Source organism: Streptomyces griseus subsp. griseus (genome assembly GCF_000720255.1).
Lineage (GTDB): Bacteria > Actinomycetota > Actinomycetes > Streptomycetales > Streptomycetaceae > Streptomyces > Streptomyces griseus_I.
In genome coordinates this window covers 1-16,390 of record NZ_JOJE01000049.1, presented here as the reverse complement: position 1 = coordinate 16,390, position 16,390 = coordinate 1, and the positions used below count along the sequence as shown (strand labels likewise).

At 68.8% G+C, this 16,390-nt stretch carries 12 protein-coding genes; 7 read left to right on the top strand and 5 right to left on the bottom strand.

Annotated elements, in window-relative coordinates; all coding sequences use genetic code 11:
• The first annotated feature begins 38 nt into the window (after positions 1-38).
• Entirely contained in the window at positions 39-947 is a 909-nt protein-coding gene (locus IG99_RS44530; RefSeq protein WP_051866424.1) for a DUF559 domain-containing protein, read from the top strand.
• Positions 948-1,205: 258 nt separating this feature from the next.
• Here the strand turns inward: IG99_RS44530 and IG99_RS38255 are convergent, their stop codons facing one another.
• Positions 1,206-2,165, bottom strand: coding sequence for a hypothetical protein (locus IG99_RS38255; protein WP_051866421.1), 960 nt, complete (start codon positions 2,163-2,165; stop codon positions 1,206-1,208).
• 210 nt (positions 2,166-2,375) lie between these two features.
• On the opposite strand from IG99_RS38255, the gene IG99_RS38250 reads away from it, so the two are divergent.
• The 5 genes from IG99_RS38250 to IG99_RS38230 all read left to right on the top strand — a co-directional run bounded on the left by IG99_RS38250 (position 2,376) and on the right by IG99_RS38230 (position 11,054).
• Positions 2,376-3,890, top strand: a complete 1,515-nt coding sequence (locus IG99_RS38250) for a hypothetical protein (RefSeq protein ID WP_158973324.1) — start codon at positions 2,376-2,378, stop codon at positions 3,888-3,890.
• Complete coding sequence (locus IG99_RS44525) at positions 3,877-4,668, top strand: hypothetical protein (RefSeq protein ID WP_051866419.1); 792 nt, start codon at positions 3,877-3,879, stop codon at positions 4,666-4,668. The genes IG99_RS38250 and IG99_RS44525 overlap by 14 nt, the downstream gene beginning before the upstream one ends.
• On the top strand, positions 4,668-9,053 hold the full coding sequence (locus IG99_RS38240; protein ID WP_037682580.1) for a coiled-coil domain-containing protein: 4,386 nt from the start codon (positions 4,668-4,670) through the stop codon (positions 9,051-9,053). Before IG99_RS44525 ends, IG99_RS38240 begins: the two co-directional genes overlap by 1 nt.
• Positions 9,050-10,090: a hypothetical protein gene (locus IG99_RS38235; RefSeq protein WP_037682578.1), complete on the top strand. Its 1,041-nt coding sequence runs from the start codon at positions 9,050-9,052 to the stop codon at positions 10,088-10,090. Before IG99_RS38240 ends, IG99_RS38235 begins: the two co-directional genes overlap by 4 nt.
• A 742-nt stretch (positions 10,091-10,832) precedes the next feature.
• A complete protein-coding gene (locus IG99_RS38230) occupies positions 10,833-11,054 on the top strand; it encodes a hypothetical protein (protein WP_037682575.1) in 222 nt (73 codons plus the stop codon).
• Between the two features lie 340 nt (positions 11,055-11,394).
• Here IG99_RS38230 and IG99_RS38225 read toward each other — a convergent pair whose 3' ends face one another.
• A complete protein-coding gene (locus tag IG99_RS38225; protein WP_037682573.1) occupies positions 11,395-12,237 on the bottom strand; it encodes an arginase family protein in 843 nt (280 codons plus the stop codon).
• A gap of 230 nt (positions 12,238-12,467) precedes the next feature.
• A complete protein-coding gene (locus IG99_RS38220) occupies positions 12,468-13,754 on the bottom strand; it encodes a phosphatase PAP2 family protein (protein WP_199815699.1) in 1,287 nt (428 codons plus the stop codon).
• A 438-nt stretch (positions 13,755-14,192) separates the two neighbouring features.
• On the opposite strand from IG99_RS38220, the gene IG99_RS49840 reads away from it, so the two are divergent.
• Complete coding sequence (locus tag IG99_RS49840; RefSeq protein ID WP_199815700.1) at positions 14,193-14,477, top strand: hypothetical protein; 285 nt, start codon at positions 14,193-14,195, stop codon at positions 14,475-14,477.
• Between the two features lie 30 nt (positions 14,478-14,507).
• Here the strand turns inward: IG99_RS49840 and IG99_RS38210 are convergent, their stop codons facing one another.
• Positions 14,508-15,407 (bottom strand): SgcJ/EcaC family oxidoreductase, encoded by a 900-nt coding sequence (locus IG99_RS38210; protein WP_037682572.1) that lies wholly within the window; start codon positions 15,405-15,407, stop codon positions 14,508-14,510.
• 5 nt (positions 15,408-15,412) lie between these two features.
• A complete protein-coding gene (locus IG99_RS38205) occupies positions 15,413-16,084 on the bottom strand; it encodes a hypothetical protein (RefSeq protein ID WP_051866415.1) in 672 nt (223 codons plus the stop codon).
• Positions 16,085-16,390: the final 306 nt, after the last annotated feature.

The window sequence follows — 16,390 nt, the reverse complement described above, 5'->3', positions numbered from 1 at the left end:
CACCACACCAGATCATCTGAAACCACCCGGGAGGCCCAGTGCCGTCCATTTACCTCGCAGGAAAGATCGGACCCTATGACTGGCGCCATGAACTGCTCGGCTGGGAACTCCGCTACGCCTGGGAAGTCACGGACGACAACCCATCCGAGCCGTGGCCCGTTATGAAGCGAGGTGTCCTCGACACCTTCGACTACGTCGGCCCCTACTTCATCGGCGACGACCACAGGTGCGGCCATGGTCCCAGCACGCACGGTTGCGGCATGGACGGCTGCTTGGCTTGCTACACCTACGGCAACCTTCCGCAGCGACCCAAGATCCGGGAACTCTGCCTCGCGGCCATCGACGTCGCCGACATCGTCTTTGCCTGGCTCGACGACCCCACCGCCTACGGCACGCTCGTCGAGATCGGTTACGCCAAAGGCCGCGGCAAGCCCGTCGTTGTCGCGGCCCCCGAACTGCCGCACACCTACGAAGACCTGTCCGGTCACGGCTTGGGTATCCCTGACGGTCCCACCAACGATCTCTGGTTCGCGTTCTCCTGCGCCACCGTCACGATCACTGCCGCGACACCCGATGCCGCCCTCAAGCAGGTCGTGGACCTCTTTCCCAGCCTCGAATCACCCATCGAGGAAGCGTTCTGGCGCGCCTACCTGCACACGACTCCCCCAGAGTTGAGCGGCCTGAAGTCGCAGCATCCCGTCTTCGGCGGCCGGTACAGGATCGACTTCGCCCTGCCCGACCAGAAGATCGGCATCGAACTCGACGGCTACTCCTGGCACTCCAGTCCGGAAGCTTTCACCCGCGACAGGGCCAGACAGCGCGAACTCGAACTCGACGGCTGGCGCATCGTCCGTTTCAGCGGATCCGAGGTCACCAGAGACGCCAAAGAATGCGTGCAGCAGGCCGCCGCACTCGCAGCCCGCATCAAGCACGACGGGCACTCCTGACACCTCCACCCCCGAAAGCACGCCGACCGGGACCTGTTCAAACCAGGCCCCGGCAGGTCGCCGCCCGTATAGACGCCGCTTGGGCATGCGAGGCGCGAGGCAGCAGCGCGAGGAGTTCGCCGCCGCACGAGCCGTCGGCCTCGCCAGACTGCACGCCCAACGAGTCCGCAGCCAAGCTTCCGGCAGCGGGAAGCTTCCGGGCCCCACACGACTGTCAGGCGGACCGCCCTCTGGCCGTCGGGCGCGGCGTTCTCCCCGTCACGCAGCCAGAGGCGGTGTCTCCTCTGCCTGGGAGGGAGGCGCGAGGAGAGGGAAGGCGCAGTCCTCAGGGCGCCGGCCCATCCGCTGCACCATGGCCGCCGCGAGCAGCGCTACGCCCGGGCCGGTCACCGGCGAGCCTTCCATTCCCACATAGAAGATCCCGTTCTCGTCGGGCTCAACATCCACGCGGTCGAGGCTGGCGGACAGCGCGGCGCAGTACCCCCACAGGTCCGCTCGCAACCCGCTGGGGATGTCAGTGCGGACCCAGACCAGAGGATGCAGCGCTCCCTGCTCGTCGTAGCCGATCGCGACCATGGCTCCGACGCCCTCGGGAAGCGGGTAGACCTCCTCCGGCATGTCCTCGGCCGTGCCGGCAAGTGCACCAGTGATCAGCGTGCGCAGTGCCGTGATCACCTCCTCGTCACTGCGCCAGCCGTGCAGTGGCGCGTAGGCGGATCCTTCGTAGAGGTCGCGCACGTCCATGCTCTGCTTCACGCCCACGTCGGGCGGATCGTCTGCAGGACCGCGCTCCGGGCCGACCTCGCCCAAGAAGGTCTCGGCCGGGTCGACCTCCTCCAGGAAAGTCTCGGCGAAGGTCACCTCTTCCTCGGCATCCACCGTGATGGCGGCCCAGCCATGACTGATGTACTCGGAGAAGAGCCGCCGGATGTGGTGCTTCTTCGCTCCCTCAGACAGTCCGGGGACCGTGGCGACCACGATCCGGCCGCGTAGGGCGATGAGCCACGCTTGGTGGTCGTCGCCCAGCTCCTTCTCGAAGAACGTCGCGCCCAGCGCGTCTCCCAGGACCTCGACCGACAGAGCCCATGCGTCATGCGCCCGCAGCATGGACGCGGCCCGCTCTGGCGCCGAGGTCGACGCCTGCAGCGCACCGGTACCGGACTGTTCCTTGCAGACTCGGGCGCTGTTCGTGACCGTGCGATCCGAATTGGCTTCCATGATGCTTCCTTTCGCCGGGAAACTGAGCAAAGCCAGTCTTTGGCGGCAAGACGCACGCTGCCGCATATAGTCGGAAAAGGTCTTCTCGTTTGCTCTGCACCTGCCAGGCTCAGAGGCCCGAACGATGGAGGGGTCGTGGCCTCGGTTGCTGGACATACTCATTGGCATCAGGGAGTCGACGGCGTAGCCCGACCGGCTGAGGAGGTGCGCGTGAAGAGCACCGGTTCTCCGCTGACAAGCACTGCCGCGCGCCGCCGTCGAACACTTGCGCATCTCTCGCCGATTTTCGAGGTGCACCTGAACCGGGCGAGGAACCCATCGAGTGTGCAGTGGCAGGCGTACGATTTCGTCGCCTTGATCCAGTCGTGCGTGGACACGATCGCGCTGTCCTCCGGGCTGGAGGGCACTCTCGGCGCCCCCCGTGACGAGGTGCTCGCTGACATGGCCCGGGTGGCCGGCAGCATGGCCCCGCGCCGCCCTGCTGAGGAACACGAACACGTCGCCCGGCACCTCCTCGACCACCTCCTGCGCCACGACGAGCCGACCCCGTACTTCACTGTCGAGTACGCGGATCCCGACTCCAGCTGGCAGCCGGTTCCCCTTCAGGTACGTGTGCTGTACGAGACGTTGGCCGCCGACGGGCGCACCCTGCACGTCAACGCTGACAACACCGCCGTGACCTTGCTGCTCATCGCGACCAACCGGTCGTTGGAGGACGAGCACGAGGCAGTGATCGCAGTCATGCGGGCACAGGCCGAGAGCGGGCGTCTGGACGCGGCGATCGACTCGGCGGAGGACGCCCTGACGCTGTCGCGAACCTACGCGGCGAACGTCCGGCGCATGATCGCCGAGGCCGAACGTGATGTGACCCGTGTCGACTACCTGCGGGTCCTGCGGCCTGAGCTCATAGCCGCGGCTGCGCATCTGGAGCGGCGCATCAACGTCGACGGGACGTTGTTGCGGCACCTGGAGAACTTGCGGGCGGACGCCTCCGAAGAACAAGACCCAGTGGCGGTCCGGCAGTTGTCCGTGGCCGCGTCGCGGCTCGGTGACGCGGTGGAGACCCTGGCCGCGCTGCAGACCGATGTGATCGGGGCCGCTCCGCGCTGGCGTGAGGCCCAGGCCGCGCAGGCGTTCAGTGCTGTGCCGGTGAGCGAGATCGACCCGACCGCAGACGTGCTCACGGCGCTTCTGGGCGGCCTGCCGTTGCCCCGCGGCGCTGAGCTGTCTCCGCCGGCTCCACGGGTGCTGTTGGATGTCGCGACGCTCGCGAACCGACTTGCCGTGCCGCCGCAGCAAGTGCCGACCCCGGAAGCTGCGCCCATTGCGGAGGAGCCGCTCGAAGACGCTGACGGAGTGTACGAGCAGTTCCCGGAGCAGTTCCACGATGTGGCCCACGTGCTGCGTGCCCACAGGGTCATGCCGGGAGCCAAGGCGCGGCTGACCGACTTGCTGGCCGACGCTGACAGGCTGTTCGCCGCCGACGAGCCGTCCGCCGTCCTCGACGGGTTGGTCGCCGTCGTCGGAGGTTCACGTGAGACCGCCCGTCGCAGATTGCGGCTGCTGCTCGCGCTCGACGCGATGATGCTCTGGCGGCCCGACGGCCGACCCGATGCTTCGGACGAGTGGTGGGCGCTGGACGACGGGATACGGGGAGTGCTCTCCGATCTGGACGTTCCCGATCTGCTCGTCTGCCGGAAAGGGGACGAAGATGACGGCACGTGACGACGCGCGGGATGTCGGCCTCCTCCTGAGGTACGGCCTCGACCCCACCGTGTCCCCAGCCCGCCATGACGGCTACAGCCGACTGCTGGACCGCTTCCACACCGACCCTGACCTGCGCACCGCCTTCGACGAAACAGCCGACGGCCTCGGCCTGCGGGTACTGACCGCTGATCGCTCAGCAGGGCTCGTGCTGATCGCCGAACCCACCTCGCCGCTGGCAGTCACGGACGTCAGCACCTGGCTTCGTATCCGGGGAACGGCTGATCGCCTGGTGTACGGGCTGGCCCTCGGCGGAGCGACGGCCTGGTGCTATCCGACCGCTCGTGCGGTGCGTGAGCCGGGTACGCGGCGCGTCACGGCCCTGGATGTCGATCGTCTCGTACGGGAACACGCGACGGCCATCGAGGCGGAGGAAATCACGCTCGACGGCGGGCTCGGCGAGGCGTGGCGCGAGTACGCCACCAACCGTAAACAGGTCGCTCTGACATCGAGTGGCCGCTTGAAGCGCGACTGCACGGTGCGGATGTGCGAGGACGTGCTGGTGATGCTGGCGTCCTTCGGACTGGTCGTGGTCGACACGACAGTTGCGCCACCCCGAGCTGAGCTGAAGGTGTGGCGGTCCACCGACCGCTTCCGCGCTCATGTCGCGACCGCCGGCGGCCCTCTCGTGTGGCAGACAATCATCGGTTCGCAGGTGCCGGAAGGGCACCGACAGGACAGCCAGGGTAAGTCCGCCCACACCGGCTACGTCGAACCCTTCGGCGAGAGGGGGCAGTGATGCAGACGGGCTGGCGCCTCGAGCGCACCTATCTGGTAGGCGCAGGCTTCCCCGAGTCACGGCTGGAGGGGCTCAGCATCAACTGGTCCGATCCCTTTGAGCCCACCGGACACGCCGCGCTGTGGGCCGACAACGGCACGGGAAAGACGACGATCACAGCTCTGCGTTTCGGGCTGTACCTGCCGCACACGCGGGACTTCATCCGGGGTGAATCCGACCGGTCCCTGGCGAAGCTGGTGCGCTCGGGCGATGTCTGTCACGTGGTCGAGCAGGCCACCCGAGTCGTGGACGGCGAACTCCAGCGCATCGTCATGGGCATGGTCGCCGACTGGGCAGACGGCGGCACTCAGGACCTCGACAACCCACGCAAACTGCAGCGCGACTTCTACGGATGGGTGACCTACGGCTCGGGGCCGACCATCGAAGACCTGCCGTTCCGTACCAGCGTCGGCCGACGCGCGACCCATGCGCAGTTCGTGGAGGCGGTGCGCGGGATGCTGCCCAACGGCGGCGCGCTACCGCCGCATCGTCCCTCGGACCACCAACGGGCCTGGGGTGACTGGCTGGCCGCCGCTGGAGTCGATGTGGAGCAGTTGCGGTTCCAGTCCGAGATGAACGCCTCCGAAGGCGGCGTCGACCATGTGATGCGGTTTCCTGATTCCGACGCCTGCGTACGTTGGCTCATCGGCGCGACCACCCCGACCACGACCGTCGAGCAGATCAGCAAGAGCATCGAAGTCCTGCGGGCGAACGCCACCGCCCGCCCCCGATGGTCCGACGAACTCGCCCTGTGGGAGAGCCTCACCGAACCGTTGCTCCGCCTCGCCATCGCCCATGATCAGGTCGCTACTCACCGACGGGCGGTGGCCACCGCCGAGGCGAACGCCGCAACTGTTGTGGCCGACTCCGAGGCGACGCTCGCCGAACTGGCCGCCGAGGACGCCAGTGCCGGCGAGAAACATGAGGAGCACGAACGCCTGCGCCGGGAGGCGGGCGCGACCGCACGCAGGGCACAGGCGCACCGGTTGCGGATGCGGCTGAGAGGGGCCGAACTCAGGGCCAACGCCGCCGCAGCCCTCGCCGACAAGCGCCGCGCGGTCCGCGACCGGGCAGTTCGCGAACTGGCCGCCTGGCGACTCGTCCAGGATGTACTCGACGCCAGCACGGCCAAGACTCAGCTGGCCGGGCTCACGGCCCGCCTTGAGGCTGCCGAGAAGCAGACCGCGGACCTTCGTAAGGAGGAACAGCAGCACCTGCATGCCCTCGCCCGGCTCCTCACCGACCAACGCGACCGTGCCGCCGCCGACCTCCGTGCCGCCGAGGAGCGACGGGAACAGGCCCTCACTTCCCTGGCGACAGCCCAGGACCAACGCCAGAAGGCCGTGGCGGCACACGCGACCGCCGCCGAGCAGATCCGGCACGTCAGTGATCAGATCACCGAGTCCGAAAGGATCCTCTCCGAGGCGGTCACCGTCGACCTGCTCCGTGAGGGTGCCGATCCGGCAGCAGTGGAAGCCGAGTGGGCGGAGAAAGCCGCTTCGGCGCTGAGGGGCCGCGAGGCTGCTGGCGGAGCGCTCAAATCCGTCGACAAACAGGCTGATGCCCAGCGGAAGGCCGTCTCGAAGGCCCAGAACGCGATCGTCGCCGCCCGGCACGACGTGGAGAGCGCAGAGCGGCAGCTACGGCAGGTGAACCAGAGGGTCCGCGCGCTGGAGGATGACGAACGTATACGAGACGCCGTCGGTGACAGCGGCATCGAGCTGTGGACCGCCCGCACAGCACTCACGGATGCGCTGAGCCAACGCGCCGAGACGGCTGACGGGGACGCCGACGAGGCACGTACCGTGGCCGCTGAGGCCCGGCGTACCCTCGACGCGGTCGGCGCCGACGGTCTGCTTCCGGCATCCGTGCTGGTCGAAGAGGCCGTCCGGCGCTGCCAGGACGCCGATGTGCCGGCCTGGCCGGGATGGCGGTGGCTGGCAGACACGATGACCTCTCAAGCCGCCCGATCTTTCGCGACGGCACGTCCCGACATCGCGTCCGGCGTGGTGGTCTCCCACCCCAACCACTTCCATCGTGCCCTCGACGCCATCGGTGATCTCGACACCGACACGGCGGTCTGGGTCGGTGCCGTCCTTGACCCAGAGACCGCCATATCACCGAGTGCGGCCGACCACTCCGACGGAACACTCGCCCGAGTCCTGCTCCCCCACCCGGGTACCTACGACCGGGAGGCGGCGAGTGACATGCTCACCGCCGCCGAGAGCGCGCTGACCTCAGCGACTCTTCGCCTCCAGGAAGCTGGTCAGCGTGCCTCCGACGCCCGCGGCGCCCTCGCGGCCCTGACCCAGTTCTGGAAGGACTTCCCTGGGGATCCGCGTACCGCTGTCCAGGAGAAGATCCGGTCCGCTCAGGAACGGGTGGAAGCAGCCCGCAGCGATGCACAAGCCGCGGCGGACGCACTCCAGGACCTCGCCCGGCTCAAGCAGGAGCACGAGGCCGCGCGAGCTGCCGCGCAAGAAGTCATCGACCGCGCGACCGAGATGCGGCGGCTCCTCATCCCTGTGATCAGCGCTGCAGACGCCCTCTCCAGCGCCCGTGAGAAGCTGCCGGGGCTACGCACGGCCGAGGCCGAGCACCGCCGCCGCGTCAACCAGCTCGGCGAGGAGATGCCTGCCCTCGCCGTCGCTGTCGACCGGGCACGCGACCTTGTACGCACCCTCGCAGGCCGCCGGGACGACGCGGCCGACGAACTACGCAGCGCAGGGCTGTCCGCCACCATCGACGGCCCTGTCCCCACCGATGACGCGCCCACCATCCGAGCGCGGCTGAAGAGCGTCACATCGGCCCTGGAAGATGCCGCGGTCGACCCGGAACTGCGCCAACTGATCACTGACACCAGGCAACACCTCGCGGACCTGGACGCGAAACTGGACGCCGACATCGACCTGCGGCGTCTGGCCGAGCGGTTCGCCGGCACCGATGACGCGCGGCATCCTGTCGCGCTCGGCACCGCCACCCGTCAGGCCGAGGCTCGCGAGGCGGAAGCGCGCGAGGAGTACGCGAAGGCATGGCAGGCCGCTGATACGGCCAAGCGGGAATTCCAGCGGCAGGCCGAGGACCGGGCAGACCGATCCTCCCCTGACATCGAGGGGTTTCCGTCGGCGGATCTGGTCGCCGAGGGGGACGAAGCCGATGGGTTCGCCGACCAGCTCGACGAACTGGCGTCCCAGTCGCTGCTCACCCAGCGCTCCGAGGAACAACTCGCCCGAAACGCGGAGACCGCTGTGACGGCGGCGCGCCAGTCAGCCCAGCTGGTCGAGGCAAGCGTGAGCGGGCTGCGCTATCTCGCCGACCCGGCACTGACCGGTCGCCGTGCGGATGACATCGCCGCCCTCACCGCCCGGATCTCGGCCGTCTCCGAACGCGTCCGCGAGTCACGGAAGCACCTGACGGACAGCGAGCAGGCCCGGCAGAGGGAGGCCAGCACAGTCCGCGCACACGCCAACAGCTCACAGGCGCGCAAGGTCGAGGCCGCGGAGGATTCCCGCGTCATCGACCTGATCTCACGGTTGCGCGGCGACGAGCAGCTTCCCGCGGAGTCGGAACGCATCGCGGGCGAGCTCGAACAGCGAGCTGTTTCGCTGCGGGACGACCTGAACCGACATGACCGCGACGTCCATACCTGCGCGGTCATGCTGCACGTGCAGGCGTCGCGGGCGCTCGACCGGCTTCGCGCCTACCAGAACCAGTCACGGCTCCCGGACGGACTGGGCGAGTGGTCCCAGCGACGCTTCGTCGTCATCGAGCACGAAAAGATTCCAGCCGACGAATCCGTCGCCATCGACCGGGTCGCTCGCGTCGTCCACTCCCTCCTGACACCCGGCGCCGGCCGGTCGGACGCACGGTCGCTGCTGTTCGCCGCCGCCCGGGCGCTGGTAGACGCGCCCTTCAGGGTGCGTCTGCTCAAACCGCACATCGACCTATCCCTCGACCGCGTCGACGTATCCGAGCTGAAGAACTTCTCCGGTGGGCAGCGAGTGACGGCAGGCGTCCTCCTGTACGCGACGATGACGAAAGTCCGGGCTCTCTCGGACACCACCTCGGTCGGCTGGCTGTGGCTGGACAACCCGTTCGGCCAGGCATCCGCGGACCAGTTCGTCCGGACGATGCGACGCGCCGCCGACCAGCTCGGCCTGCAGTTGCTGTTCACCGCGGCGCCCAAGGACAAAGGGGCACTGTCGATGTTCGACCGCACCATCATGCTCGGCCGGCGCTCCCGCCCGTCTTCGGGTGAGAAGGTCGTGGTCGTGGACGACGGATCCCACGAGTTGACCGACTTGGTCCTCGTACAACGTGACGTCAGGGCGGTGCTCGGAGAATGAGTTCCGTCAACCTGACCGATCTGATCGTCGCACTTGACCCTGACGGCCGCGGGGGCCGTCGCCACGCCGACGACCTTGCCGCCGCTATTGGAGCGCAGAACCCCGGGATCGAAGCGTCCGCGCTGCCCGAAGTCGTCCACGACACGATCAGGCGCGGGGAGCAAGAAGGACTGTGGTCAGCGAGCCGGACCACGACCGTACGCCGGGGACGAACGGTCCTACCCAAAGCCATAACCCTGCCGGGGGCAACCCGCCCCGCCGACAAGCTGCTGACGGTCGGCGTACCCCTGCGCAGTGAACTCGCCGGCTGGGCAGCCACGCTTCGTCTCTCCGCGACACAGCGACAGCTCCTCCTGGCCGTCAACGACTGGCTGCGGCGTACCGACGGCGGTAAGGTCCCGGTCGTCTCCGTCGCTGAACGGGCATACGAACTCCTCCTCGACGAGAAGGCGTTCGATGCCAACCCTCCGCGCGGGGGAAGCACCCTATGGGCGCCCGACCGGCTGACTTTCGAGCTGCTGCGCTGCGAGCGGCTGCCGACTCCTCTCGTCTGGGAGCCGGTCACCTCGGAGATCGGCCAATCCAGCGCCGTCGTCTGCGTCGAGAACCACGCCACCTTCCGCACGCTCCTCCGCGTCCTGCGCGCCCGCGCGGTCCCACCCTGGGCCGCCGTCGCCTGGGTCCAGGGCCGCAACACCGCGCCTCTGGAGTCTCTAACGGCGTTGCCCTTCCCGGTCACACGTCTGGACTACCTCGGCGACCTGGATGCCGCCGGTCTTCAGATCGCCATCACGGCCTGCGCCACGGTCGAGCGTGCCGGTATCCCGGCCGGACCGGCCGAACGCCTCTGGGCCATGCTCGTCCTCCGGCCACCGCGCCCGGCTCGTCCCACATCGGAGGCCAAGGCCCGGGAGCTGGTCGCATGGCTCCCAGCCTCAGTCCGCGATCAGGCTCGCGCCCTGTTGGTCACCGGCCAAGCGATTCCGCAGGAGGCCCTTCGCTTCGACGTGCTCAGTGACGTGCCGCTGGCACATTGATTTGGGGCTCGGGGGTTCTGGCAGACGGACGCGGGCGGCCGGTCTGCCGACCCACATCCCCACGGCACCAAACCCTTCTGACCAGGCAGAACAAGTGCACCGCTGGTTGCAGTTTTGGTTGCATTCACCCCCGTCCAGCGCCGTCCGCCGCCCGTCCAGCGAACCGCTCCACCGCAGGTCAGGACGTTCCCGCATATCCCCGAACCCCCAGACGAACATTTGGAAAGCGTGTTGGGGGCAACCCCTCACGAGTTCGAATCTCGTATCCTCCGCCAGTGCCTCACCGGGCACGATGTCGAAGGGCCCCACCGTTCGCGGTGGGGCCCTTCGGCGTTGTCCCGTCTCGGTTTCCGTCTCGGTTTCCGTCTCGGCCGCCCGCCCGCCTTGCCATCGAGGTTCGGCAGCACGAGACCGATCGGTCGCCTTGGCGGCGCCCGTCGTGGTTCCGCTCCTGCGTGGCAGGCGTGCACCGTCGTCCTGAAGCCGTGCTCGATGCCCACGAGCTCGCCGAGCAGGAGGGCACGGGGACAGGCGGCTACGAGGGAGTGCGACCGGGAAGTCCTCAGTGCTTGACGCGGAGGCGTGTGCAGCGACGGAGCCCACGGTGGCAAGATCGTCCGATCCGTTTTTCTGCGTCACCCGTTCCCGAAATACCAGGTCAGCGGCGTGAAGCGGTTGCTCCCGTCCGGATTTGTGCCGACGGCCACAGCGAAACGGGACACACGTGGGCTCATACTGAGCCATGACAAAGCCTGCTGCGTCGAAACGTCACCTGCCTACCAGCCCCTTCAAGGCCCCGGTCCCACCGGCTCCCAAGCACTTCGCCGTGGGTGACCAAGTCACCCACGACGTGTACGGCCTCGGCCGAGTGATGGGCATCGAGGACGGAATCGCGGCACTCGTGGATTTCGGCTCGGCACAGATGCGGATCTTGAGCCCGTACGCCAAGATGACCAAGCTGTAGGACCGCTGTGCGCGGCCACGGCGCACCAGGCCCCTTCAGGGACCTGCCAGCCAGGGACCTGTTACGAAAGAGAGTCCTCTCATCGACCCGACGTCGCTGTTTTCCGCCATGGAAGGGCAGCCCCGCAGCTCCTCCGCGGCATCGCCGCCTCCGGCGACCAACCCCTTCCAGGCCCCTGACTTCGGGGAAGAGGGGGAAGAGGAGGCCTGGCCGCTCGAGGACCCACAGGAGCCCGCTTCGCGCCAACGTGCGACACGCCGCAGGGCGGCGTAGCTCCGTGCTGCGGTGAGGAGCGCGGCCGTCTCAGGCTGCCCCGTCCTTCAGCCCCGTTCCGCGCCCCTCATGCTGCGCCCGCCTTGTCGAGCAGTGGCTGGAGGGCGTCGAGGAGCGGGCCGGGGGTGACGAGGTCGCTCGCCGGGTGCTCGGCGGCCTCGAACTCGCCGACCTCGAGGCCGACGATCTCGTGCTCGGCAAGCATGCCGGCGACGGAACGGAGGTCGTCCAGGGTGAGCCCCCCGGGCACGAGGTAGTCGGTCGGGACGATGCCGGGGTCGAGGACGTCGCAGTCGATGTGGACGTACACCGGGCGGCCGGCGATCGCGGCTCGGAGCCCGGCCGTGATGTCGGGGCCCACCCCTACGAGTGTGATGTCGCCGCGGTCGATCAGCGCCTGCTCGGGCGGGTCGATGTCACGGGCTCCGCAGAGGATCACGTTCTCGTTCCGCAGCCCGTCGCCGAGACCGGTGGGCCACATCCCGAGTGGCCCGCTCAGCGCGAGGCCGCCCAGGTAGCCGGTCGTGGTGGTGTGCGGGGTGTTCAGGTCGGCATGCGCGTCGAACCAGACGACGACCGCGTCGGGACGATGCCCGGCGACGACCGGAAGGGTGGCCAGGGCCACCGCGCACCGGCTCAGCGCCGTGACCGGCGTACCGCCGACACGGAAGATCCGCTCGTACTGCTGGGCCATCGCCAGGAGCGCGGGGTGCGCCGCCGTCAGTTCGGTGTCCCAGTTCGTGCAGAGCGCCGGCTCGGGCCGTCCGATCACCACCGGTTCGGTCTTCAGGCGGGAGGCGAGTTCGGCGGCGATCATCCCCGAGCCCTGCATGGCGCGGTCGTTGTGATCACCCGCGCGGGCGGCGAAGTGCGTGATCACCGGGGGCCTTCGGGCGGCCGGGCTGGTCATGGGAACTCGCTCTCGAACTGCGGAGGCTGGCACTTGGACCGTATGACCCGGCTGTCTGACGGGGCAACCGGCGGGCACTGCCCCCGGATCTCACGTCCCCCGGATCTCACGCCCTCGGCCTCACGCAGCCGTCGTAGAGGCCGCAGCCGCCCGGACCACCACTCGGCGCACGAGGGTCCCGACCGCCAACCCGGCCGGGGCCCTCGTCGTGTCGTGGCACGCGGCATGGCTCAGACCGGTTCGGGCTGGGGTTCCGGTTGCCGGGCTGCTGGTGGGGATTGGGGTTCCCCCTGCCTGGTGGTGCGTATGTAGCCGTGGATCACGGAGGCCGTCGCGAGGATGAGGAGGGGGCCGAAGACCCAGGGGTGCTCGGCCATCTGCATCGGCAGCCAGCGGTACGCGACCAGGAGCGCGGCGAAGACCGTGGTGCCGTAGGCGACGAGTTGGATTCCCGACCGCTCCCAGCCGTGGGCGAGCGAGCGCATGGCGACCTCGACGGTGAGGGCGAACACCACGCCGGCGATGATGTCCGTGCCGTAGTGGTAGCCGAAGCCCAGTGTGGCGCCGAGGGTGGCGATCAGCCAGAAGGTGCCCGCGAACCGGAGAACCCGCGGGGCCCTGCGGGAGTGAATGAAGATCGTGGTGGCCCACGCGGTGTGCAGGCTGGGCATGCAGTTGCGCGGGGTGATCTCGTCGAACGGCATCGAGTGCGGGGCGGTGAGCGGCGGAGGCGTGTCCGGCCAGAGGTTCCCCAGTGCCCAGTGTCCGCCGTCGGCGCCGTAGGCGAAGATCGGGCCGACCACCGGGAAGAGCATGTAGATGCCCGGCCCGAGGAGGCCGATGACGAGGAACGTGCGCACCAGGTGGTGGCTCGGGAAGCGGCGCTCCGCGGCCACGTGGCGCAGTTGGTACAGCGCCATGACCACTGCGGCCACGGCGAGTTGCACGTAGACCCAGTCGAGAACATGGGCGCCGACCGAGCCGGTGGCCCTGACCAGCCGGCCCGCCACCCACGACGGGTTTCCCAGCGCGTGGTCGGCGACGGCCAGGTACGGGTCGAGCACCGCGGGCCGTGTCTTCGACGTGATGAGCAGCCAGGTGTCGCCGGTCTTGCGGCCGGCCACCAGCAGCAGGGCCAGTCCGACCCCCTTGAGCAGCAGGATGCGTTCCTGGCCCGTGCGGCGCGTGACGGCGATGACCGCGCAGCCGAGGATCACCCACAAGGCGCCGTTCCCGAACGGGTGGCCCTCGGTCGCCTTGACGTGGAACGCCCACCGCACCAGTACGAAGACGAGGTCGATGCCGATGGCGAAACCAGCCGCGATGAGCCGTTGCCGCCAGGTGAGCACCGTCATCATCAGCGCCATGCTGGCGTACAGCAGGAAACCCGACTTGGGGCGCAGTACTACCTCTTGCACCTGGGTTGTGATCGGACCCGGCAGGCCGTAGTGGCGCGCGGCGATCTCCAGCGCGATGAGGAACCCGAGGGTCACCACACCCGCCAGGGCCCACAGGATCACCCGCGGTTGACGCCACGCGGCGAACGCCGATCTGCTTTTTATTCGCGAGAACAACCGCGATGCTATAGGTATCAATGCTTTGGCCGATTTGTCAGTTGTCAGCTAAATGAGTCGCTCTTTGTACTGAATGGCACGCTTTTCCGATGAAGGGCGAGCGATGAGGGCGATCATCATAAGTTCGAACATGCTATCGGCGTAGTGCGGCCTGGAACTGGAAAGGTCGGAGGAGGCCGAAAAGGGCCCACGCGGACACCGAGGAAGGCGACGAGCCCGCGACGCAGCGTGTTGCGGGCGACCTGCTGGGCGAGGTGTCCGTCTTCAGCGGCACCCACGCGCACGGCGGAAGTGGTCGCTCTCACCCCGTGTGAGGCCGTCGTGCTGGAAGCGGAACGGTTCCGCCGTTTCATCGAACAGTGTGGGCTCATGCTGGACTTGATGCGCCGAGCGCAGGCGATCCTGGCCGCGGCGAGCGAACACGTCACCCACCTCGCCGCGGTCATCTCGCAGCGTGTCTACGAGGACGTCGTCCGGGCGGACGAGCGGGCGGAGTTGCGGTCCCGGCTCATGTCGGGCAGCTACGACCCGCACACCCGCCTGCTCCGCGCGCTGATCGGGACGAGCCGCATCGCCCGGACCAAGAACAGGTGCGTACAAGCCGCCGTGCTCATGCTGCTCCCCGCGGTCGCCGCCGTGAGCGTGGGGCTGCTGTCCGGTGTGTGAGGGCGGCGGCCGGGGCGGAGGAGGCGGCGTTCAGGCGCCGGTGGGGTCGGACGGTGGGCGGGGGCCACCGAAACCGTGTTCGGAGAGGTCGAACCAGTTGCCCTCGGGGTCCATGGCGCGGTACTCCGCGAAGGGGCGGTCGGTGAAGCGTTCGGCCGGCTTGGGAGTGCCCGCGGCCACCAGGGCGTCGGAGGTGGCCGTGGTGTCGTCGATGTGGAAGCCGAAGTGGTTCATGCCGACGGGGGTCTCGCCGTCGAGCTGGTGCTTGATGAGGGCGAGGGAGAGGTAGCCGTCGGAGAGGAAGCAACTGCCGTCGGGGTCGCGGTGGAAGAGCTCCATGGCGAAGACGGAGGAGTAGAACTCGGCCAGTTTCTCGGGGTCGCGGGCCACGATGGCCAGGTGACGAAGCCTGGGCCGGGCGCGGGGGCGGGGTTCAGGCCGGGGTCCGGGTTCGGGTTGGTTCACCTGGGACTCCTTCGCGTCGGGGGTGCGCCGCGCCGGGCGGGCCGCGGGGACCATGTTGTGGAACGCCTGGATGAGCCATTGGCCTTGCGCTGTCCGTTCCACGACGGCCAAGGCATGCGTGCTGGTCAGGGTCCGGCCGTCCGGGGCGGTGATCGTGGACTCCGCCTCGACGGTGGCCAGTCCGGGGCGCAGGAACCGGACGGCCACGACACGGGCGTCAAGCGTGGTTCCGGCGTACGGGCCGTGGAAGAGGGCGCCGTGCCCGGCCTCGATGCCGGTCCGACCGGGGGGCTTGTCGCCTCGTACGGTCGTGAAGTCGCATTCCTCGGCGAAGCTCGCGGCGAAGAGAGCGGCGTCACCGGCCGCCCAGCCCCTTGCCATCTCGGCCCACAGGGCTCGGATGGCACGGGTGTCGTCGTCCTGGGTGCCGTCACCCGGGGCGCCGTCGTGGTCCTGTTCGTGCATCGCGCTCACGCCTCCGCCAGTGAACTCGTACGGACCCGTAGGGGGACCTGCGGGCATTCGGCAGCCTCAGCACCCTCGCGCGCGGGAGGCGGGGACCAGGCCGCCAGGGCGTGGTAGAACACGCCACCCCTGCGTTCCAGGTAGCAGATGATGTTGAGGGGCCAGCCGGTGCGGCCGAAGAGGTGGCGGTCCATCGGGGTCGGGCGCTCGCTGAGCGTGTGGCCGCGTTCCGAGGGAGGGCCCAGGCGGTGCCAGTCGGGGTGCATGTGGATGGAGCCGAGCAGGTCCATCTCGAGGGCGTCCGCCTCGCGGGACGCCGTCAGAACGTCCCGTGAGTCCATCCACCAGCCGCGGGACTCGTTTTCGTAGGCCGGTCCGAACCTCGGCACGATCGTCTCGCGGAACTCCCGTCGAGCCGCGGGGTCACGGGTCCGGGCGTTGCGGCCGAAGGCGATGCGTCGGACGAGGTACGTCGTCCCCTCCGCGCTGCCCAGCAGGAGCGCGAAGCAGGGCAACGGGGCTTCGGCGGTGATGAGTCGGTACTCGCCGACTGCCGCACTGAGGAAGTCGGTGAGGGCCCGGTCGTCCATCAGGACGGTGGGGGCGGCCGTAGGGGTGGGGGTGCTCCATCGCTCGTCCGGTAAGCCGGGTCCTGGGGCGGTCGTCGCAGCGGGCATGGGGTGCGGTCTCCGTCGGGATGGGGGTGGGGAGGCCTGAGCGGATGCCCGGAGACGTTACTTGAGAGTTCACCATTGTCGATCGTCAGCGGTGAATCATGGGGTTTTCCCTACGGCTTGTTAGGGGCTTGCGGCGGCTGCGACGCGAGGGCGTCGGTCGGCTGTGCCGATGGCGCTTCCGCTGACGCCTTGGAGGGGGACGTCGGAGTGCCGGATGGTGCGGGCGTGGGGCCGGTCGGGGGCTCGGAAGGTACGGCGGACGGAGCGATGGACGGGAGGGAGGACGGGGCGGAGGTGTCGGTGGAC